The organism is Vibrio crassostreae 9ZC13 (genome assembly GCF_000272045.2).
Lineage (GTDB): Bacteria > Pseudomonadota > Gammaproteobacteria > Enterobacterales > Vibrionaceae > Vibrio > Vibrio crassostreae_C.
This window is the reverse complement of the sequence record NZ_AJYZ02000019.1, coordinates 1,888,593-1,910,426: the sequence shown is the minus strand read 5'-3', so window position 1 is coordinate 1,910,426 and position 21,834 is coordinate 1,888,593. Positions and strand designations below refer to the sequence as shown.

Sequence of the window (21,834 nt, the reverse complement as noted above, 5' to 3'; positions counted from 1 at the left end):
GGCCCGACTAAGCGCATTTCCCATAAGCGTTTAAACATATTATAACGTCACACCGCAGCAGTTCCGCTCTAATGGACATCGAAAATCGTGATCGCTATTTGTCAGCGTGATTGGCATTATTACTTCCCAACCACAGACAACGTTTGGTAATAAAGACGCTTTTGCTGATACATATTCTCATCAGCGACTGAGAACAATTGCTCAACGTCTGTTGAATTACTAGAGGCTGCACCAATCGAGAATCTGACAGGAATAGAGATACCCGCTTTAGTCTCGATTGCCTGTTGCTCCTGAGCAATGTACAACTGCTCAGTCATCTTTGCGACATTGAGCGAACTCGACTCACCAGACGTTAAGGTAAGCACCGCAAATTCATCTCCACCCAAACGGTATAGATTACTGGCAGGTGTCAATTCGTGGCTGATTACGTCTACGCAGCGCTGTATCAGCTCATCCCCGATCTCATGCCCATGAACATCATTGGTCGTTTTCAAGCCATTGATATCAATAATGATCAAAGAAATCTGATTTTGATTGTCGTTAATGCTGCGTTTACTGAATTCGAGATCTTCATTAAAAGCTTTACGATTCAAACAGCCAGTCGGCATGTTAATCCGTGTAATATTTTCGAGCTCTAGCCAACCAGCTAACTGTTTTTGGTACATGTCAAAAATCAGAAGATCTTCTTCACTGAGGACATCAAATGAACTTGAACAAAAATACCCGATCGCCGTCCCCTGTGAGTCACAGAGTATCAGGTCAGCCTCGCCAGTCCGGTTAAAATGAAACTGAATCGAATGTTGAACAAGTAATGTCTTTAACTCTTGATCGACCATTTGAGGAATCAACCGATATTCAGCCGCGTGTCTTGATGATGCAAACTGAACGATCTTCAAAAGACGATGCTTCTGGGATTCTTCACGCGCGAGCGAATACGTTAACTTGCTGGTTTTCTCTTCAACTAAGTCCTCTAGCAGAACATTAAACCTTTCGAGTTTATCGTTACTTTCTGTAAGCTCACGGACTTGGTATTGTATGCGACCCCACAAGGTTTCCAATAAACGACTCAGCGTGACGAACTCTGTAAAACGATGTTCATCCACACTATGAGTCGGTGACTGGTTATGCGAATACGACGTAACAGATTCAGCCAACAGGTTTAACTGCCCTGAGAACCAGCGGCTTAGGAACAGAGCAAACACAATCGCGATGGCAAGCGTCGCCACCAATATTCTGACAAAGACCACCTGAGCTTGTTGCATCTCTAATAAACGCTCACTGTCGGAAATATGATGTTTGACGTTCAGTACCAATTTGTCGGTAAAGAATGTGCTGTCGATAGAGATAATGTTCGCACTTTGTTCAGAAGATTGAGCATCCGTTGAATCAATATAGTTAAACTCAACCGACTCATTTTGATAAAGGAAAGGCGTCACTTTAGTCTTAAGTCTGTCATACCCCATAAGAACCACAAGATAACCCTGCGGCGTGTATGTAGAACCTTCTATCAAACGATAAGGTAAAATCGGCGCGACAAAAGCGATACCTGCAGCGGCATTATCCGCCACTTCAGTTTCGGTAAACTCGGTGTGGAACAATTTCCCTTGCCCATAAACCGATTGAGGACGCTTCAAGCTTTCTAATAACTGGCTCTGCTCAAAATGGTACAAGCTGCCTTTGCTGTCATAAATGGGCTTCCAGTTTTGGTCCAGAATATAAGTCGCGGACACACTCTCCGCTAGCGCATTGAAGCTATCCATCTTGTCCCAAACAACACTCGAGAAAAAGATATTACCACCCGCTTTAATCAATGATCGGTCATGCGAATACCATTGAGTTAGGCTCGCCGTCAGCTTAATTTGCTCTTGTACGGTTTGACGAATACCGGTCGTAGAGTTGTCCAGCTTGGTTTCTTTTTGCTCTAAAGAACTTTGGTTTTGTTTATTGAGAATCAACTGTCCCGCTAGGTAAACAGGAAGCATTGAGCAAGCCAGCAACACCAAGCCCATGGTGTATTTTAATGATAGCTTCAATCTCTTACCCTCATATTCGCCGAGTAATATTGAACAAAATCATTGTAAAACTTATGCAGTTCACTCTTTGGCATCCCTGACTTGTAACGCTGATACGCCCGAGCCGATGCCTCCCAAACGATCGCCATCTTGTAGTCACTCGACATCATTTGCGATGCTTGAAACTCATCGTACATATTTGAAAGTGTCTGGTTACCTTCCTCAACACGGCGTTGATTAACCTCATAAAACGGCGAAACCATGGCACTCGAGTGAGCTAAATAGGTGAAACTGTTTGATTGCAGGTATTGAACGACTTCTTTCAAAGCCAATTTCTTATCTGGGTTTTGCATGCCTTTTTCCGTGACAGCAAAAACCTTTGCGCCACTAAATGAAGACATACTTTCACCACGATAGGTCGGCAACGAATTGATGTACAAATCTCGACCAAAGGCGGCATCGAGTTCGCTGAACGCCCAATCACCATCAATCAAAAACTCGACTTCCCCATTGATGAACCTCTGCCTCGCGCAAATATCGCTGCACGATGATTCGATGACTTTTTTCTGCTGCAACATGTCGATGAAATCAAAGATAGCAACTAACCCTTCACCATTAACATTTTTCGACGATAATAAGTCTTCAGAAAAAAGCTGATAGAAAGCTAGATAGAAGTACATGTTTGGATTGGGAAAAAGCACGCTCACTTGATCGGACTGAGCAGAGCGTTCAATTAGGCTCTCCCATGTCACGACTTGCGCTTGAGGCTTGCTCGAATACAGAACGACTTGGTTTCCAATACCAACCGGTAACGCCTTAAGCTCACCGTTGATGACCACTGCATCAAGCGCTTTTTTCTCATAGCGTTGGGTATCGACCCAAGCATCAGGAAGCGTCGCTAAATCGATATATTCAGTTAGACCTAAGAAGTCAGAAGGAACCCAGATGGCGTCGGGAAAGGTATTGTCTCTAGGATCAGCAACAAGCAGTTCAGAACGAATACTGTTGACGTCAAACGAACGAATTTCTACACGATGATCAGTCATCGCTTCGATATGTTCTTTTACATAATCGGCCGTTTCATAATTAATACCAGCCCATATTTCAAGTGTGGACGAACAAGCAACGGCCGGAAATAGCATCGCAAATAGACTCAATAACCTCACACTTGGTTCCTTGTGGTAAAAATTAGACGTTGGATTTTAATCGCCCATCAATAAACCGGGCGATGCGGCTTATCGCTCACTGCTCATGATTAGAGACCTAGCTTTGGGCGACACGTTATATAGTAAAAAGTGCCTAAATAACAGTTGATACTCTCGCTTTAAGAGAAAGGTCTGCTCATTCTGATACATCCGTCATATCTCTGGATGACTGTTCTTACAATAAATCAACATACCATACCCTTTATTATTAACGACAAAAAAATGCCGCAAAAGCGGCATCTATCTCGTTCGGTGCATTCGACACAATAAAAATCAAATAAGCAATTTATCAGTCAAAGCCCTATCATCGATTAAGCGTATTTCTCTTCGAAATCTTTCATGAAGCTAACCAGCGCTTGAACGCCTTCCAGAGACATTGCGTTGTAAAGTGAAGCTCTCATTCCACCTACTGCTCTATGCCCTTTCAGTGATTTCAGACCTGCAGCATCAGCCAATTCTAGGAACTTGCCATCTAACTCAGGTTTCGCCAGTTGGAACGGCACGTTCATTCTAGAACGGTTTGCAGTGTGAACATCGTTTTTGTAGAAAGCTGAGCTATCGATTGCATCGTAAAGCAGCGCTGCTTTCTCTTTGTTCACCAGCTCCATCGCTTCAACGCCACCTTGAGCTTTCAGCCACTTGAACACAAGGCCTGATAGGTACCAAGCGTACGTTGGTGGTGTGTTGAACATTGAGTCTTTTTCAGCAAGTACTTTGTAGTTCAGAATACTCGGCAACACGTCGTTTGCGAGTTCGAGTAGATCATCACGTACGATTGCAATGCAGATACCCGCAGGGCCGATATTCTTTTGCGCGCCCGCGTAGATAACACCGTACTGAGACACATCAATCTTACGAGACAGAATGTTAGATGACATATCCGCTACGATTGGCTTATCCGTTTGAGGAAGCTCGCTGATTTCAATACCATCGATGGTTTCATTCGGACAGAAATGTACATACGCAGCTTCCGGGTCAATTTTCCAATCTTTAGCTGGAACAACCGCTGCTTTACCATCAATTGACGTCTTCGCGTTGAATACATCGATTTCGCAATATTTGCTCGCTTCAGTCACTGCACTTTCTGCCCAGTAACCCGCATCAATGTAAGTCGCTTTCGTCGCATCACCTAAAAGGTTTAGAGGAACAGCAGCGAATTGAGCACGAGCGCCCCCCTGACAGAAAAGAACTTTGTAGTTGTCTGGGATGTTCAGAAGATCACGTAGGTCCTGTTCGGACTCGTCAGCAACTTGAATAAATTCCTTGCTGCGATGGCTGATTTCCATCACGGAAGTCCCTAAACCATTCCAATCAATAAAGTCCGCTTGCGCTTGTTTCATTACCGGTTTAGGCAGTGCAGCTGGGCCAGCACTGAAGTTGAATACGTTATCTAATGTAAGTTCCATGGGGATGATTGCTCCTGCTAAATAATAACTATGCAAGTAATACCATGTTTTACCCAACATAAAAACAACAAAAGAGGTCTTAAGACCTCTTTTGTTTTGTACCGTATAAAATGTTTAAGCTTAACCTGCTAAATCACCCTATCAGTATTCACGCCTGCTCTGTTTATTGAACAAAAACCGGCATAAGTAGAGCGATTAATGGAATTTCTTGTCCATTTTCGAACACTAGGTTTCCATTTTCTAAGTCAGCGCTGATTTCATAACCACTGTCTGTTTCCTTGATCATTTCCATCACAAGCAATTCATCGATACCTTCACGGATGAATGGATACTCTTCAACAAGTTCATTTGAGAAGCTAGAGTGAACGTTGCCCGTTAATGCAGGCATGATCATCGAAGGGTTGCTGCTGATGTTTTCGGTCCCTTCCGGCACGCTCACCAACCACTTAGATTCGAACTGTCCCTTACCTAACTCTAACGACATGTTGTTCATTGAAAGGTCGAAACCTTTAGCAAACAGGATATCGATAAATGGAATGATCTCTGCAACGTCTTCTTGCGTCATCACAGGATTAGATTGGTAAATCTCAAAGATTTTCTCAAACGACTCGCTATCCAACTTCGACATTTCAAAATCGACGTTTAGGTTGTTCAACTGGCCTTCACTGGTCTCGATGTTTGCGATATCCAGCTTGAGGTTGCTGCGCAGACGCTTAGTTGCTTCATCTAGATGTGATTCAAAATCGTACTTAGAATTTTCAATGGTCATGAAAGGCTGCATTGCAGAATCTGAAACCAAGAAGCTATCGATAGTAAAATTCTGAGTACCTAACCAGTAGCCTTTCGCTTGTTGGCCTGAACCCACACCTTTCAGATTAGACAGCGTTACCTCTTCACCGGTTTCAAAATCAATTTGAACTGAAGGGATTGAAAGCTCGTAATCAACTTGGCCTAAAACAGTCGCATGGCCAGAAAGATTCGATTTAGTGATCGAGACCGAAGTCCCATTCTCATCAGAACCTTGGTGATTGAACTGGCTTAACTCAAAGTTAAAGTCAGTGTTGCCGTTTAGCTCAGTACTAGTGGTCAGAGTTAAAGGCAGAATATCGGTATTCTCAAACGTCGACAGTGCATTTAGACTCACCAAACCATGGCTAACCGCACTATTTATGACAAACTCACTCGGCAACCCATCAATCGCAAGTTGCTCTTTCAGGTTTTCATCCGTCACAGTTAAACGAGTGGTTACGTTGGAAGACAAGTAACCTCTATCGTATTCCACGATCTCAGCTTGAATGCTTGAATTGTTAAGCTTTGCAACGCCATCGGTAATCGCATTTTGTCCAATTTGCCCAACCGCTAGCGGCCAGCAAAGTGCCAGTGAGATTGCTCCGCCAATAGCACCAATTTTTCTTAACTGTTCCATGAGTTCTCTTTCTACACGTGTCTATTTTTTTTAGTCTAACCCATCAGTAGCAAACAAGAAACATTGAGTTAAATCAGTCTATTGCTCGATACTTCGATTGCCTCAATAAATTAACGGCTAGCTCTCATCCTTATTCGGCGGTTCTTGCTAGGCTAAAGACGTCGCTACTATTAAGGTTGAGCTGTGAATCAATACGCTGTTATCTGTTTGGACAATAATCCGGTTAGCATTGAAAGAATACGTTCGGAGCTGGCTCCGTTGGCTTCTGTATTCGATATTTATACTGCCGAGAACATAGAAGACGCACATCACGCATTAGAAGATATTCATGATCACAACCAAACCGTTGCCTTGGTGATCACTCATCATCATTCTGAATTTAATGGCGTGCAATTCCTGATTGAACTTCAACAGCTGCCCCATAGTAATACCGCAAGAACGATATTAGTCAGCGCTTCGTCAGACATTCAATCCATTTTAACCGCTGTGAATGAAGGTAGGCTCAACCACTGTTTAACCAAACCGGTTCAAGATCAGGTTCTGTTCAAATCAGCGCAAAAAGAGCTGACCTCTTTTGTTATCCAATACGACTCAGAAAACCTGCTCTCTTACAGCGATGCATTGGATCAACAACGCTTACTCAGAGCGCACATTGAGCAAAAGATTCACTCTTTCCAATCGGGTTTCATTCACGACTACCACCAGCTTTCTGATAATGCCCTTGCAGAACGTGTCGTCAGTGCCTTACAAGATGTGTTTTCAAAAGATGACAAAACTAAGGCCATTCGTGACTATTCCCCCGAGCATCTACTCACTGTGGAAGGCGAAGACAATCGCTTTTTATGGCTGATCATTGAGGGTGAAGCAGCTCTTTATAAGAAAGATGAACTTGGGCAACAGCGGGAAGTGGTACGTCACTCCAAAGGGAACATTGTTGGCGGGATGTCATTTGTAACAGGCGAGCCTTCGTTTTCTACGGCGATCACCCTAACGCAGACTCGCGTTATCAAACTGGATAAAGATAGCTTTGCTCAGGTGATGCATTCAAACAATACCCTGCTGCCTTTATTTACCAATCTATTGCTCCGTCATTTTAATCGACGTTTGCAACGCAGCATCACCAATAAGATCAAACTGCAGCAGACACTAGAATCATTAGAGTCTGCACATCAACAACTGATCGAGAAAGAGAAAATGGCGATGCTCGGGCAGCTAGTCGCGGGAGTCGCACATGAGCTGAATAACCCGATTGCTGCCATATTAAGAAGCATCGAAACTCTGTCAGACCATCTCGACCAAATATTGGCAAACCTATCCGTTCCAGAGTCCAATAAAGGGACTGACGTACTGGCACATTCAAAGTTAGCTAAGCCACTATCAACAGCCCAAGAAAGACAGCTCGTAAAGCATCTTACGTCGACGATTAATGACCGTGCTTTAGCAAAAAAAGCCGTGAGACTAAACCTAAGCCAAGACTCTACGGTTCTAAACACATTAAAGGCGTCCCCTGTCGCAGGCAAAGAGCTGCTCAATGACTTAGAGCATTACCATTATGTTGGAAACTCTATCCGCTCAATTCAAGTGTGCAGCAAGCGTATTGCCGATATGGTCAAAAGCTTAAAAAGCTATGCTAGAGAAGATGAAGAAGTTCGCCACTACACAGATATCCACGAAGGGCTTGAAGATACCTTAGTGATCTTCGAAAACAGGCTTAAACACCACCAACTCGAAAAGCATTACGATACCGACTTACCGCCTTTATTGTGCCAGTCGCTCTCGCTGCAACAAGTGTGGACCAACCTTATCTCCAATGCGCTCGATGCCCTATCTGAACGAGGAAAAGTGACCATCACCACTTCTCAACAGACAAAAGGCGACGACGCGTTTCTTGTGGTGCAAATCTCCGATACTGGCCACGGCATTGCCAAAGAAGACATCAACACCATTTTCAACCCAAATTTCACGACTAAAAAAGAAGGCAACTTTGGTTTAGGGATTGGGTTATCCATTTCTCAACAAATCGTTTCGGCTCATCAAGGGTTTATTTTGGTGGAGTCAGAGGTAGGCAGCCATACAAACATGCAAGTGTGGCTTCCATTCAAACAAGAAGGAGCACCTCATGAATAAGTACCTAATTTTATGTGTCGATGATGAACCTGAAGTTCTCAATAGTGTCCTTCAGGACTTGGCGATATTTGAAGAGAACTTTCTGGTTGAAGGTGCAGAGTCGGTCGATGAAGCCAAGCAAGTAATCAAAGAAATGGGACAAGATGGTATTAAGCTTGCGTTAATCTTATGCGACCACATCATGCCAGAAGAAACCGGCATTGATTTTCTGATCGAACTCAACCAACACGACGCTACTAAACCAACGCGTAAGCTGTTGCTCACCGGGCAAGCTGGGCTAGAAGATACCGTCACAGCCATTAACAACGCAGCACTTGATTTCTATATTTCAAAACCTTGGCAAGGCGACCAACTGAGAGACACGATTACTCAACAATTGACTGACTATGTCATTGCCAACGACAAGCAATTGCTAAACTGGACTTCCATCTTAGATACCGAGCGCATACTGACTTCAATGGCGGATAAACGCACCAGTTTTGGTGAATAGCACTGATTGGTTAATGGATACTGAGAATAGCGTCATCCGATATAAAAACCTTCCGAATGTATACAAATTTTGGATAATTCGCTCGTCTATTTTTCTCATTCGCCCTAAACATGAGATCTCCGTTACATACTGATCCTTAATTTGCTTGTTTTTTAACTAAATGAGTAAGGTTTTACATTTTAAAGGATTACTTTTCCGTGAGTTAGATTAAACTGTCTCAATGTTTATGGTTTGCCGATTTGTCTCAAACCAAAGGAATTAACACTAATATAGGTTTACGGTCGTTATGCGCAAAATTCTACTTACTACCGCTATGCTATTGGCTTCTGGTCAAGCACTAGCTGTTGATGAACAACCACAGGTAATGAGCAACTTTAACTATGATTACTTTGAAGCACGTATCGGTGCTAGCCCAGTAACATTTGGTGGTGCGTTCAGTAAGTCCATTCACCCGAACGCTCACGCTATAGCACGTATCGATTCAGAATTTGAAAGCGATTACGACTCAGCTGTAGGTCTTGGTTTCCACGCTCCATTAAACAACTGGGCAGACCTAACAGGTGAAATGCTAGCTCGTATCGTTCAACCTGAGAACTCAAGCTCTACTGATATCGGTATGGAAATCAACATTGGTGTTCGCCAATGGCTTGGTCCACAACTAGAAGTTGGTGGTAAAGGTGGTTACGTTTCTATCGATGACAACGATGATTGGACAGGTTCTGTTTACGCGCGTTTCCACTCTACAGAGCTTTTCTCTTTAGGTGCTGAAGCTCGTATTAACGACTTCTACGGTGACCAACTTATGTTCACTGCTCGCTTCAAGTACTAATACTTAAAGCCAAGTTAGCTCTTAACGAGCACTTAGCCTTTTGATACTTAGTCTTTTAAGAAATCCGACTAAGACAGAAACAAAAAAACCGAGGACATTCCTCGGTTTTTATTTATTAACAGTAATCTTAAGCATATAAGGTAAACTTCTTTAGTGGCAGCTCTTTAGTAATTGCTGCTTGCGTGGCTCTTGTAATAGTTTCCAGTGAATACCATCAATTGCACCCGCAAATTTCCAAAGTAGTTTTAGGTCAACATCGTTTCCGTACGCTTCGCGAACCTTATTAAACACTTCAGGTGCGCCCAACTGCATAAACATTGAAACATCATCCACACCCGCCTTTTTAACCATGCGCTCTAACGTAAGCTGCATGTTTGGTAGATCTCTTAATCTACGGCTAGCTGATGACTTCTTGAAGCTACGCTGCTGAATTGAATTATCGATTGAAGTACGAATAATACTATCCAATTCAGGATGTTCACAGGTAAACAGATCCGTAATGTCGTAATAGTTTACGGTTGCTGTTGTCTGCTTCTTTACATGACGATACTTTTCACAATCAAGATCGGTCAGTTTTTTATCTAATGATTTTCCACCTCTAATGAATAAACAACCTTCACTCAATAAAGCGAACATAGCGTCATTTTGAAAGAGGCCAATACCTCCGAACATAGAACGTTTTTGATGCTCACCAAATTGATTCACGTAATTAATAAATGCTGTCTCGGTCATATCCGTTGATCCTTAATCAAATTACCCCGATTAGGTTGATCACCAGACAAGCAGCTTGTTATGCGAAAATTTTAAATCTATTTTGTTATTCTATAGGTGAATATTATGGTTTCGTTTTTCACCTTTAAATAAATCATACTTCGAAAAGAAAAATAAGTCTGGACTTAGTTCACATCAATCAATTGAGTATTCCGGTTTTTCATGATTGACTTCACAGTAAACTATCAAACCATGCTTGAATTTGGACACCTAGTGATACACCGGTTCAAATTATTAAAGGTTATGTAGACGGGTGAGTATTGCCTCGCAGCATCGTGGCTTGTAAAATGGCAGGACAGACCTGTTTTTACTTTTTATATGAATCATTTATCGTTTTTCTGGCTACCTCAAAATAAGACTCTTCTCTTAAAGGGTCTAGAATCAGAGTTTGCCCAACTTGTTGGACATTCTATCTCAGCGGGAAAAATAACACTTCCTCCTATCCCTAACGTTGTACTGAAGATTCAATCGCTTTGTACCCTTGAATCAACTGGGATTGCTGACGTTGCCGAGTGCTTACTCGAAGACCCAGGCCTCGCTGCTATTGTCATTCGTGTGGCTAACTCTGTCGTCTTTAACCGACGTAATATTACTTGTGTTGATATTATGACGGCGGTGTCGCGCCTTGGCATATTAAGAGTACGTGACATCGTGACGGCTCAGGCTATTGAGCAACTCAAACACTCAGTCAACCTCAGTAAAGAATGTAATAAGGTATTGGTTCAGAGCGCTTCTGTATCAAAAGAGCTGGGCGCTACTATGGTGCTTGTTACCAACAGCTTCAAAGAGCTCTCCCCTACTGAATACCGTTACCTTGAGCATGAAAAATCGCTGCTTGTTGGATTACTGGCTGATATTGGTTTGTTCTGTTTGGTTAGCGAATACCACCTCTACCTCGAAAATGGCAATTACCTAGATCACGACATCGCTCTACAAATCTTCCAAGGCCAATGTTCTGCTACCAGTAAATTGGTGCTTAACCGTTGGGGCTTCGACAGCGACTTTATTGATGTGTGCAGCAATACCATCAATAACTACGAACAGCGTGAAGTCTCTTACTTAGATATCGCTCGAATCGCTAACCACCTGCTGATGTTCAGAAACAAGGATGAGAACATCGATGATCACGAAGTTGAACTTAACGTGACAGGTGCAGAGGTGCTTTATAAATTAAGCAACTTGAGCAAGCATGATTTTAATGCAAAGCTAAGCGACGTGATCAATACTAGCGGCTTCTAAGTCACTGTTAAATTACAAGTAAGTGTAATATGAAGTAAATGCAATGGGGAAAGCATGTTTACAGGGATGATCTTTATATTTGCGCCACTCGTCGTGGGGTATCTTTTTGCAATTTCGAACGCTCAGACATTAGAATTTATCAACCGCTCAACATCGCGGTTGATCTACGTGATTCTGGCGTTAATGGGACTAAGCTTAGCCGCCCTCGATAACCTAGGCAGTAACCTGCAGACAATCCTTCTATATACCGTCACTTTCTTTGTCTGCTTAAGCGTATGTAACCTAATGGCACTGCCCGCTATTGATAAGTTATTGCCACTCAAAACCGACAGTAGCAAGAAGAAGCTTCCCCTCTCTTCTATGGCGATGGAATCTGCAAAACTCATCTTAGTGGTAGGTTCAGGGCTAATCGCTGGCTTAGTGCTGCCTATTGGCCTTGATTGGGTTGATACCGCAAGCGAATGGATTCTGTTTGTTCTTCTATTCTTTATCGGCATTCAGCTGCGTAATAGCGGACTCACACTTCGTCAGATCTTACTCAACAAGCACGGTATGGTTATCGCAATCACCATTATCATCACCTCAATGTTAGGTGGTGTAATCGCGGCTTACATCCTAGATATCCCTCTGTTCAAAGCCTTGGCAATGTCTTCTGGATTTGGTTGGTACTCTCTGGCTGGTATCTTAATGGGTGACGCCTTTGGTCCTGTCTATGGTGGCGCTTCTTTCATGCTTGAGCTGTTAAGAGAGTTAGTTGCCTTGGTACTGATTCCAGTGCTAATTCGCAGCTACCCATGCACTTCCATTGGTTATGCTGGTGCGACTGCGATGGACTTCACCTTACCGGTCATTCAAACAACAGGCGGCGTTAGATGTGTGCCTATCGCTATCGTCAGTGGCTTTATCCTCAGCTTGCTTGTTCCGATATTGATGTTGTTCTTTGTATCTCTTGCTAACTAGATCGCAGGAATAGCGTTTGTTTTAGATTAGAATGCAACTCGAATACCAATGCCCAAGACACCGATACAGTTACCGAAATAAAAAGACACTAAGTGTCATTGCTCAACAAATAACGATCACGGTAACCTGTAACGACAAAGTTATAAAAAGAATAAACTTACAAAAGGAACCACTATGAAACGCCTTTGCGTCGCATTACTGCTAGCTTCAACTTCTACTTTCTCTTTTGCAGCAGATTCAATGTCTGAGACAAACCAGTGCCAAGCAAAAAAATATGATGCGTACATCGACGCTTCTTTGAATTGGTATGCCGACCTTGCTGCATTAACCTCTGAGCAATATCCAGAGCTAACAGAAGTGAGTGAGTGGTTCCTAGAAGGTCGTAAGCACCACTTTGAGCTGAATCGTGCTGCGGTTAACTACTACCTTGTGAACGACTCAAGCAAAGTGGCAACAGAGCAACCTGTAGAAGGTTGGTTGCAACTTGAGCAACACGACATTAAAACGCTATCAACACGTGATGATGAGCTTGGTAAAATCGCGAAAACAACATTCGATGACCGCCAATCAACGCCTCACGCTCAAAACTACGAACTACGTTCTGCCTTTGCAGAGCTGCTTAGTCACCCTAAGCAAATCGACTCAGCGCTGCAGCGTTACAACCAGTCGATCAGTAAACTTGAAGCGATTAAGTGTAAATAACCCCGCATTTAATATGCTTTTTTGAGAAGTTGGATTTCATAATTAAGACGGGACATTGTTCCCGTTTTCGTTTAGATTGTCCCGCTCGCGTCAATATTAGAAAAATAACTCGCTTGCTATGGTTACGGAACAAAAAACAGCAGATGTTAGCTTCGACAGTCTTCTACGTATCTTCACGGTACCTGAAGGCCCAGATTCAACACTCACTCAAATTGAAGACAAACTTTCACGAAACCTGAATCAATTCTTACGTGAACATATTGTGGCTGAAGAAAAGCCGCTACGTGAAATTGAGAAAGATTTTTCAAATGCTCATATCCCAGAGCAGCCTGAGTTTGTTTCTGAACATACTGAGCATCTCCTCGATTCTCTTGTGTCTCATTCGGTTCACACGTCTTCGCCAAGTTTTATTGGCCATATGACCTCTGCGTTGCCGTACTTCCTGATGCCGCTTTCAAAAATCATGATTGCGTTGAATCAGAATCTAGTAAAAATCGAAACCTCAAAAGCTTTCACTCCCCTAGAACGTCAAGTTCTGGGCATGTTACATCGCCTGATTTATCAAGATAGTGACCAGTTTTATTCTCGTTGGATGCACAGCGCAAACCACTCTTTAGGTGCGTTTTGTTCTGGCGGTACCATCGCGAACATTACAGCGCTCTGGGTTGCACGTAACAACGCACTAAAAGCGCAAGGTTCGTTCAAAGGTGTAGAAAAAGAAGGCCTGTTTAAAGCCATGAAGCACTACGACTACGAAGGCCTTGCCATCTTAGTCTCTGAACGTGGCCACTACTCTCTGAAAAAAGCCGCGGATGTCCTTGGTATTGGTCAAGAAGGTCTAGTGTCTGTTAAAACAGATAACGACAACCGTATTTGTACTGATGATTTAAGACTCAAGATCGAGCAGCTCAAGCAGAACAAGATCAAACCTTTCGCCGTCATTGGTGTGGCTGGTACAACCGAAACCGGTAATATCGACCCGCTAAGAGACATTGCTGAGGTGTGTGCCGAATCCGATTGTCATTTCCACGTTGATGCAGCTTGGGGCGGTGCGACTCTGATGTCTAACAATCATCGTCACCTACTTGATGGTATTGAACTGGCGGATTCAGTCACGATTGATGCGCATAAACAGCTTTATATCCCTATGGGTGCGGGTATGGTTCTGTTTAAGAAGCCAGATGCGATGACTGCGATTGAACATCATGCTCAATACATTCTTCGTAAAGGCTCAAAAGATTTAGGCAGCCATACGTTAGAAGGTTCTCGTTCAGGTATGGCAATGCTGGTTTACGCCGCAATGCACATCATTAGCCGCCCAGGTTATGAACTGCTGATCGACCAAAGCATCAACAAAGCGCGCTACTTTGCCGACCTAATTAAAGATCAGAGCGACTTCGAGCTGGTTTCAGAACCTGAGCTTTGCCTACTGACTTATCGCTATGTCCCTGAGTCAGTCAAAGCGGCACTGCTTAAAGCTGAGCCTGAACATCGTGTCGAACTGAATGAGTTGCTCAATGAGCTGACTAAGTTTATTCAGAAGAAGCAGCGTGAAACAGGTAAGTCTTTCGTGTCACGTACACGCTTAAACCCTGAAGCATGGGTACATCAGCCAATCATCGTTTTCCGCGTGGTATTAGCAAACCCACTAACAGGCAATGACATTCTTTCGTCAGTGCTTGAAGAACAGCGTGAGATCTCTAAACTAGCACCAAACTTGATGGGCAAAATCAACAAACTGGTTACGCAAATCAACGCATAGTCATTCAATTTTAGTTGCATCAAATTGAAAATTTCTTTCTTTTTGATGTAACTAAGCTGTCAGTTCATACCCATTTTGCATTCTTTTTGCTCAAACTCTCTTCCAATTCTGTAGTTTTCTAAAATTTTGTTGAGGTTTGTCATATTCTTAAGCATTCATGCCCTGTTTTTGTATTAGTAAATAGTATGTTGGGTTTATACTGACTCTATGGTGCTAGTTAGCTTGATATCTATTTGACGCAGCAGTATTTACGAAACCGAATATACATCGGCTTTGTGTTTACTGATATTTGCTTCAGCCATACCCTCTGGTAAAAGATATTAACTAGCAAGTTGTTCTCTATACCCTTGTGAACACTATGAATACATTAGAAAAAATACAAAAAAACCTGGAAAATTTCAGCAAGTCTGAGCGCAAGGTAGCCGAAGTAATTATGGCTTCCCCTCAAACTGCAATTCATTCTAGCATTGCTACCTTAGCTAAAATGGCTGACGTGAGTGAGCCTACAGTTAACCGCTTCTGTCGTCGATTAGACACAAAGGGCTTCCCTGACTTCAAACTTCACCTAGCTCAAAGCTTGGCAAACGGTACACCTTACGTGAACCGTAATGTTGAAGAAGATGATGGTCCAGATGCTTATACGCATAAGATTTTCGAATCAACTATGGCTTGTCTAGACGTTGCTAAAAACAGTCTAGACGCGATGCAAGTAAACCGTGCTGTTGACTTGCTGACTCAAGCAAAACGCATTTCGTTCTTCGGACTGGGTGCCTCTTCTGCTGTCGCCAAAGATGCTCAAAACAAGTTTATTCGTTTTAATATCCCAATCACATGTTTCGAAGACATCGTGATGCAACGAATGAGCTGCATTAACTGCAGTGATAACGACGTTATTGTTCTTATCTCTCATACTGGCCGCACTAAAAGCCAAGTTGAGATTGCAAACTTAGCGCGTGAAAACGGTGCGACAGTTATTGCTATCACAGCAAAAGATTCTCCACTGGATAAAGCGAGCTCGTTGTCTATTTCTCTGGATGTTCCAGAAGACACTGACGTTTACATGCCAATGGCAAGTCGCGTTGTTCAGATGACGGTTATCGATGTGCTAGCGACAGGCTTTACGCTACGTCGTGGTTCTGGTTTCAGAGAGAACCTAAAGCGCGTCAAAGAGTCACTTCGTGATTCACGTTACGAGAAGTACTCTCAGTTCTAATCTGCTTAGTCATGAACTGAAAACAGATGACCAGAGAACAAGTTGAATTAAAAAAACGGAGCCTAGAGCTCCGTTTTTATTTGTCTGTATAAAATGACTTATACAACGAACAAGTTTAAGACCGTTAGATAGTCCAACTATTGCCCTTCTCAACCACGCTGTTTTCGGACGCATAAGAATTGATAATGGTAAAGCTCGACTCGACAGCTGGCTCTTGCCCAATTTGATTCATTGAAGCTCCCTCATGATGCCCTTCTCTACAACTGCACTTCTCGCATACTTGCTTCAAAATATGCACGAGCCTCTCTTGGTTAAGCGGCAAAGGGTTTCCTTTAATCGCCACTGATTTGAGCGCGTCGGCAGACACCTCATCAAACTGGGCTTCACAGACACCAAATTCCAACAAGTTGGGTAACTTAAGCGTATCAAGCACTTCCGATAACCAAGAAATTGCCTCCTCTTCTATTGCTTCTACGTTACCTGTTACTATCTGAGCGATTCGCTGATAACGCGCTAGGATGTCGCTTCTTTGCTGCTCTTTTGCAACGGCTATGTTCTCCAACATCACAAACGGCGCTAAACGCGCGGTAATCACACTATGAGGCGCAGAAATCTTACCTCCTAGTGCGGAGGCTAAACCATGGGCTGCGCCAAGCTTGGCATTAGTTATCGCCATACCACCGAGCATAGAAGCGAAAGCAAGATCAGAACGCGCTTGAGGCTCATCATAAACACACGCTTTAACCACAGAACCACTCAACTTACGCAGCCCTTCTTCACAAATCATATCGGTTAACGGATTCGGTTCACCACACACGTAGGCTTCCATTAGATGAGTAAAGGCATCCATCGCACCTCGCCCAGATAGATATAGATTGGTTCCATGAGTTAGGGTTGGGTCGACAATCGCAACGTCGGCCAGCATGTCTGGGCTTCTCAGGCTGATTTTTACTTGGTCTTGGCCTGATTTCAGCACCGCGTTTTTAGTGACCTCGGCGCCGGTACTCGCTGTGGTTGGAATTGCGATAAACGGAAGTGGTTTGGTTTTAAGAGGAACATTACGCCCGACCACTTCAACATAGTCATATAAATTGCCTTGATTAGGTAAAACCGCAGCCAACGCTTTGCCCATATCGATGGCGCTACCGCCCCCCATGGCGACAACCATATCTGGCTTAAATCGACGAGCAGAAATAGCCGCCTCTTCAACCATTTTGATATTAGGTTCACCGGAAACGGCAATGTGCTGATAACGCATACTCTGCGCATCAAGATAGTCAGTAACAATTGAAGTGCGCTCTAATGTATTGCCTGTAACCAATAGCACGCTGTAGCCATATTGATTAAAGAGAGACAATGAAGCGGAAAGTGCTCCATCACCAAAGATGATCTTTGTAGATGTCATAAATTGAAACATGGTGCCTCCTGCGCCTATGACCGAACAAAACTGCGAACTCTTGGTTATTGGAATTTAGCCTTTATATAGTGCATCAGTATTAAGATGCCTCGTTCTGTATGCGCTTTTTTTGACGAGGTGCAACTTGTCGCATTAAAGATGGATTAATGTCGTATTCTTAGGGGTAATTCACACTCTTAAATTAAGGGTAATCAATCTGAATACCCATCAGAAATCAGCATGGATCCTTTTTGTGACCATTATTTGCTCTGATAGACAAAACCTATTGTATTAAGAGGTAATTCCATCTTTATTTCCCCATGGCATTGAGGCATAGTTGGTTTTATGAAATTTTGAGTGGCATTCACTAAAGAATAGTTAACATAATCGAGTTAACGAGCCTCATCCCGTATTTAGGAGAAATTAAATGTTTGTAGTTATTTTTGGTCGCCCTGCTTGCCCATTCTGTGTTCGTGCAAAAGAGCATGCTGAAACTCTTAAAGCTAAACGCGATGACTTCAACTACCGTTACGTTGACATCCACGCTGAAGGTATCAGCAAAGCTGATCTAGAGAAGACTGTTGGTAAACCTGTCGATACAGTTCCACAAATCTTCATCGACCAAGACCACATCGGCGGCTGCACAGAATTTGAAGCATACGCAAAAGAAAACCTAGGTCTTTTCGACTAAGCTAGGATTTCTCAAACGAGAATCAAGACTAAAGCCTTAAACAGGTGACCCATTTAGGCGTTAGACTGTACGATTTATAGAAAGCCCGCTCACTGTAGCGGGCTTTTTTATGACCAGTTTTCATACGGAATAAGAATAAGGTCAAAATCAAGTAAATTAACAAAATATTGCTTATAATTTATTTATATTTAGATACAATTCACCTCTCAAACTTACCCTGTGTTCCACGCCAATTATTGAGCGACCACCGTGAATATCGACGTTGTTTTTCTGTTAGAACAAAACCCCATTCTCCTCATCTTTGTTGTTTTATCGATTGGATTAGCCATTGGTAAAATTCGTTTCGGTAGCCTCCAACTTGGTAATTCAATCGGTGTTTTGATTACTTCCCTTATCATGGGACATCTTGGCTTTTCTTTTAACGCAGATGCGCTCACCATTGGTTTCATGCTGTTCATCTACTGTGTTGGCATTGAAGCTGGACCAAACTTCTTCGGTATCTTCTTCAGAGACGGTAAGCACTACCTCATTCTGAGCCTTGTGGTACTTTCTACCGCAATTGCCCTAACCTATTTCAGTAGTCATTACCTTGGCCTAGGCTTTGGTTTATCTGCAGGCATGATGGCAGGTGCCTTAACAGCAACGCCGATATTGGTAGGTGCTCAAGATGCTCTGAATTCCGGGCTTGCAGAATTACCAAGAAACATGGACTTGAGCCTGATTATCGAAAACCTTTCAGTCGGTTACGCGATGGCTTACTTGGTTGGCTTAATCAGTATGATTATGTTTGCTCGCTTGATTCCAAAACTTCAAAAAGTGAACCTACACGACTCGGCAGAGCAAATCGCCCAAGAACGTGGGTTAGGCGCTTCAGGTCAGCGTAAGGTTTACTTGCCCATTATTCGTGCTTATCGAGTGGGACCAGAGCTCATCTCTTGGACTGACGGTAAGAATCTGCGTGAACTGGGCATCTATCGCCAAACAGGCTGTTACATCGAGCGTATTCGACGTAATGGTATTCTTGCCCATCCAGATGGTGATGCAATTCTGCAAGAAGGCGATGAGATCGCATTGGTTGGTTTCCCAGATAGCCACGCTCGTCTAGACCCAAGCTTCCGTAACGGTAAAGAAGTTTTCGACCGTAACCTTCTCGATCTGCGTATCGTAGAAGAAGAGATCGTCGTTAAGAGTGACAGTATCGCAGGTAAGCGCCTATCAGACTTAAACCTGTCTGAATACGGCTGTTTCCTTAACCGCGTAGTACGTGCTCAGATTGAAATGCCGATGGACTTAAACATCGTGCTTTCTAAAGGTGACGTCCTACAGGTGAGTGGTGAAAAGAGTCGAGTGCACGGCCTAGCTGAGAAAATTGGTTTCATCTCAATCCACAGCCAAATGGCGGATTTGATGGCCTTCTGTAGCTTCTTCATTTTGGGTATTTTGTTTGGTTTGATCACCATGACATTCGGTCAGGTATCGTTTGGGCTAGGTAACGCGGTTGGCCTGCTTCTATCGGGCATCATGCTTGGTTTCCTACGAGCGAACCACCCTACTTTCGGTTATGTGCCTCAAGGTGCTCTGAACATGGTCAAAGACCTCGGTTTGATGTTCTTTATGGTCGGTATCGGCTTGAGCGCCGGTGGTAAGATATTTGAGCACTTAACCCAAGTTGGCCCACAGGTAATAGGTATTGCCCTAGTAGTGAGTGTGCTGCCAGTATTCTTCGCTTACTTGGTTGGCGCTTACGTATTGAAGATGAACCGAGCTTTGTTGTTCGGTGCAATCATTGGCGCGCGAACTTGCGCTCCAGCGATGGACATCGTAAATGACCACGCTCGCTCAACGATTCCGGCTCTGGGTTATGCGGGTACTTATGCGATAGCCAATATATTGATGACCTTAGCAGGTACTTTCATCATCATAATTAGCTAGCATCTGCTGCATTAAAAGCAGCCAAGCTTAGATATTTCGAATGCACTAATTCACTTTGGGTTAGTGCATTTTTTATAACCTGTTTTAAGCGGTTCAAGCCTTCTTCCCCACTCCTGCTCTTAACTCTCTTCATCCCTTATTTCTACTCTTGTCCCCCTTCGAATCGCGGTAGCCGTATCCGCTCTTAAATCTCTTCGCATCCCGCCACTCGAATCCCATATCTGCTCTTAATCTCTTGAACCAAATAGCAGACAAAAAAATAGGCGCTCAATGAGCGCCTATTTCGTTTAGATTCGATAACTTGAATTAGATGTCAGCTACATCAAATTCAACAGCTGGGTTAACGTCAGCTTCGTAATCAACACCTTCAACACCGAAACCAAATAGCTTCAAGAACTCTTCTTTGTACTCTACGTAGTCAGTCAGTTCTTTTAGGTTCTCAGTTGTGATTTGAGGCCATAGGTTACGACAGTGATCTTGAATGTCTTCGCGAAGCTCAAGGTCATCTAGACGTAGACGGTTCACTTCATCCACTTCTGGCGCGCTGCCGTCTTCTTTGTATAGACGTTGGCTGAACATACGGAAGATCTGTTCCATACAACCTTCGTGAATACCTTCTTCACGCATCTTCTTGAACACCATAGCGATGTAAAGAGGCATTACAGGGATTGCAGAACTTGCTTGAGTCACTACAGACTTAAGAACAGCAACGTTTGCAGTACCGCCAGTTTGGCCTAGCTTCTCGTTCAGCGCTGTCGCTGCACGGTCTAGATCCATCTTAGCTTTACCTAGTGCGCCATCCCAGTAGATTGGCCACGTTAGTTCAGTACCGATGTAGCTGTAAGCAACCGTCTTACAACCGTCCGCTAGAACACCAGCTTCAGAAAGAGCATTGATCCAAAGTTCCCAATCTTCACCGCCCATTACAGTAACAGTGTCTTTGATCTCTTCTTCAGTTGCAGGCTCTACGCTTGCTTCGATGATTGTGTCTTTGTTCGTATCAACCGCAGTTGACGTGTACGTTTCACCGATAGGCTTTAGAGATGAACGAATTACTTCGCCAGTCTCTGGCATTTTACGCACTGGAGACGCCAGTGAGTATACAACCATATCGATTTGGCCTAGATCTTCTTTGATCAGGTCAATTGTTTTCTGTTTCGCCTCGTTAGAGAAAGCATCGCCGTTCAGGCTTTTTGAATATAGGCCTTCTTCTTTAGCAAACTTGTCGAACGCTGCTGAGTTGTAGAAACCAGCTGTGCCAGGCTTTTTCTCAGTACCGGCTTTCTCAAAGAAAACACCGATAGTTGAAGCGCCGCCACCAAATGCAGCCGCAATACGTGAAGACAAGCCGTAGCCACTTGAAGAGCCAACAACTAGTACACGTTTAGGTGCGTTTGCGATTGGGCCTTGAGCTTTTGTGTAAGCAATTTGTTCTTTTACATTAGCTTCACAACCGACTGGATGTGTTGTAGTACAGATGAATCCGCGAATTCGAGGTTTGATGATCATATTCAACTTCCTTAAAAAATCAGGTTAAGGATAAAAGTTTCGTACGCAAATGGCATCTAATTTCTGTAAAAATGTGGCGAAAATGCAAGTGGTTGGAGCACTCAGTGAATATTTGCTGACTAAGTCACCATTTGTTAACGCCTCTATTGCAACTTCTACGACAA

17 protein-coding genes are annotated in these 21,834 nt (G+C 43.4%); 10 read left to right on the top strand and 7 right to left on the bottom strand.

What is annotated here, in order from left to right:
- Positions 1 to 119: 119 nt before the first annotated feature.
- The 4 genes from A136_RS09650 to A136_RS09635 all read right to left on the bottom strand — a co-directional run bounded on the left by A136_RS09650 (position 120) and on the right by A136_RS09635 (position 6,049).
- Entirely contained in the window at positions 120 to 2,009 is a 1,890-nt protein-coding gene (locus A136_RS09650) for a GGDEF domain-containing protein (protein WP_017065412.1), read from the bottom strand.
- Between the two features lie 20 nt (positions 2,010 to 2,029).
- Positions 2,030 to 3,178 (bottom strand): sugar ABC transporter substrate-binding protein, encoded by a 1,149-nt coding sequence (locus A136_RS09645; protein ID WP_029235305.1) that lies wholly within the window; start codon positions 3,176 to 3,178, stop codon positions 2,030 to 2,032.
- Between the two features lie 350 nt (positions 3,179 to 3,528).
- The gene (serC, locus tag A136_RS09640; RefSeq protein ID WP_017065411.1) at positions 3,529 to 4,623 is read right to left on the bottom strand and encodes a 3-phosphoserine/phosphohydroxythreonine transaminase; all 1,095 of its coding nucleotides are present in this window, start codon (positions 4,621 to 4,623) and stop codon (positions 3,529 to 3,531) included.
- Positions 4,624 to 4,786: 163 nt separating this feature from the next.
- Positions 4,787 to 6,049, bottom strand: a complete 1,263-nt coding sequence (locus A136_RS09635) for a DUF945 family protein (protein WP_017060405.1) — start codon at positions 6,047 to 6,049, stop codon at positions 4,787 to 4,789.
- Between the two features lie 183 nt (positions 6,050 to 6,232).
- Between A136_RS09635 and A136_RS09630 the strand changes: the two genes are divergently transcribed.
- The 3 genes from A136_RS09630 to A136_RS09620 all read left to right on the top strand — a co-directional run bounded on the left by A136_RS09630 (position 6,233) and on the right by A136_RS09620 (position 9,495).
- A complete protein-coding gene (locus A136_RS09630; RefSeq protein WP_017060404.1) occupies positions 6,233 to 8,176 on the top strand; it encodes an ATP-binding protein in 1,944 nt (647 codons plus the stop codon).
- Positions 8,169 to 8,666, top strand: coding sequence for a response regulator (locus tag A136_RS09625; protein ID WP_017065410.1), 498 nt, complete (start codon positions 8,169 to 8,171; stop codon positions 8,664 to 8,666). Before A136_RS09630 ends, A136_RS09625 begins: the two co-directional genes overlap by 8 nt.
- Before the next feature lie 286 nt (positions 8,667 to 8,952).
- Entirely contained in the window at positions 8,953 to 9,495 is a 543-nt protein-coding gene (locus tag A136_RS09620) for a hypothetical protein (RefSeq protein ID WP_017065409.1), read from the top strand.
- Positions 9,496 to 9,645: 150 nt separating this feature from the next.
- Here the strand turns inward: A136_RS09620 and A136_RS09615 are convergent, their stop codons facing one another.
- Positions 9,646 to 10,227 (bottom strand): TfoX/Sxy family DNA transformation protein, encoded by a 582-nt coding sequence (locus A136_RS09615; protein ID WP_017060401.1) that lies wholly within the window; start codon positions 10,225 to 10,227, stop codon positions 9,646 to 9,648.
- A 357-nt stretch (positions 10,228 to 10,584) separates the two neighbouring features.
- Between A136_RS09615 and A136_RS09610 the strand changes: the two genes are divergently transcribed.
- From A136_RS09610 to A136_RS09590, 5 genes are all read left to right on the top strand, one after another.
- Positions 10,585 to 11,505, top strand: a complete 921-nt coding sequence (locus A136_RS09610) for an HDOD domain-containing protein (protein ID WP_017065408.1) — start codon at positions 10,585 to 10,587, stop codon at positions 11,503 to 11,505.
- 54 nt (positions 11,506 to 11,559) lie between these two features.
- Positions 11,560 to 12,465, top strand: coding sequence for a lysine exporter LysO family protein (locus A136_RS09605; RefSeq protein WP_017071961.1), 906 nt, complete (start codon positions 11,560 to 11,562; stop codon positions 12,463 to 12,465).
- Between the two features lie 174 nt (positions 12,466 to 12,639).
- Entirely contained in the window at positions 12,640 to 13,167 is a 528-nt protein-coding gene (locus A136_RS09600; protein WP_017065407.1) for a hypothetical protein, read from the top strand.
- Positions 13,168 to 13,285: 118 nt separating this feature from the next.
- Positions 13,286 to 14,929, top strand: coding sequence for a pyridoxal-dependent aspartate 1-decarboxylase PanP (gene panP, locus A136_RS09595; RefSeq protein ID WP_017060397.1), 1,644 nt, complete (start codon positions 13,286 to 13,288; stop codon positions 14,927 to 14,929).
- A 358-nt stretch (positions 14,930 to 15,287) separates the two neighbouring features.
- The gene (locus tag A136_RS09590) at positions 15,288 to 16,142 is read left to right on the top strand and encodes a MurR/RpiR family transcriptional regulator (RefSeq protein WP_004734686.1); all 855 of its coding nucleotides are present in this window, start codon (positions 15,288 to 15,290) and stop codon (positions 16,140 to 16,142) included.
- Between the two features lie 124 nt (positions 16,143 to 16,266).
- Here the strand turns inward: A136_RS09590 and A136_RS09585 are convergent, their stop codons facing one another.
- A complete protein-coding gene (locus tag A136_RS09585) occupies positions 16,267 to 17,559 on the bottom strand; it encodes an iron-containing alcohol dehydrogenase (RefSeq protein WP_017060396.1) in 1,293 nt (430 codons plus the stop codon).
- 406 nt (positions 17,560 to 17,965) lie between these two features.
- Here A136_RS09585 and A136_RS09580 point away from each other — a divergent pair, with 406 nt between their 5' ends.
- Positions 17,966 to 18,229: a GrxA family glutaredoxin gene (locus A136_RS09580; RefSeq protein WP_009847069.1), complete on the top strand. Its 264-nt coding sequence runs from the start codon at positions 17,966 to 17,968 to the stop codon at positions 18,227 to 18,229.
- A gap of 249 nt (positions 18,230 to 18,478) precedes the next feature.
- The gene (locus A136_RS09575; protein WP_017060395.1) at positions 18,479 to 20,161 is read left to right on the top strand and encodes an aspartate:alanine antiporter; all 1,683 of its coding nucleotides are present in this window, start codon (positions 18,479 to 18,481) and stop codon (positions 20,159 to 20,161) included.
- Positions 20,162 to 20,467: 306 nt separating this feature from the next.
- Here A136_RS09575 and fabV read toward each other — a convergent pair whose 3' ends face one another.
- A complete protein-coding gene (gene fabV, locus A136_RS09570; RefSeq protein ID WP_017065406.1) occupies positions 20,468 to 21,670 on the bottom strand; it encodes an enoyl-ACP reductase FabV in 1,203 nt (400 codons plus the stop codon).
- Positions 21,671 to 21,834: the final 164 nt, after the last annotated feature.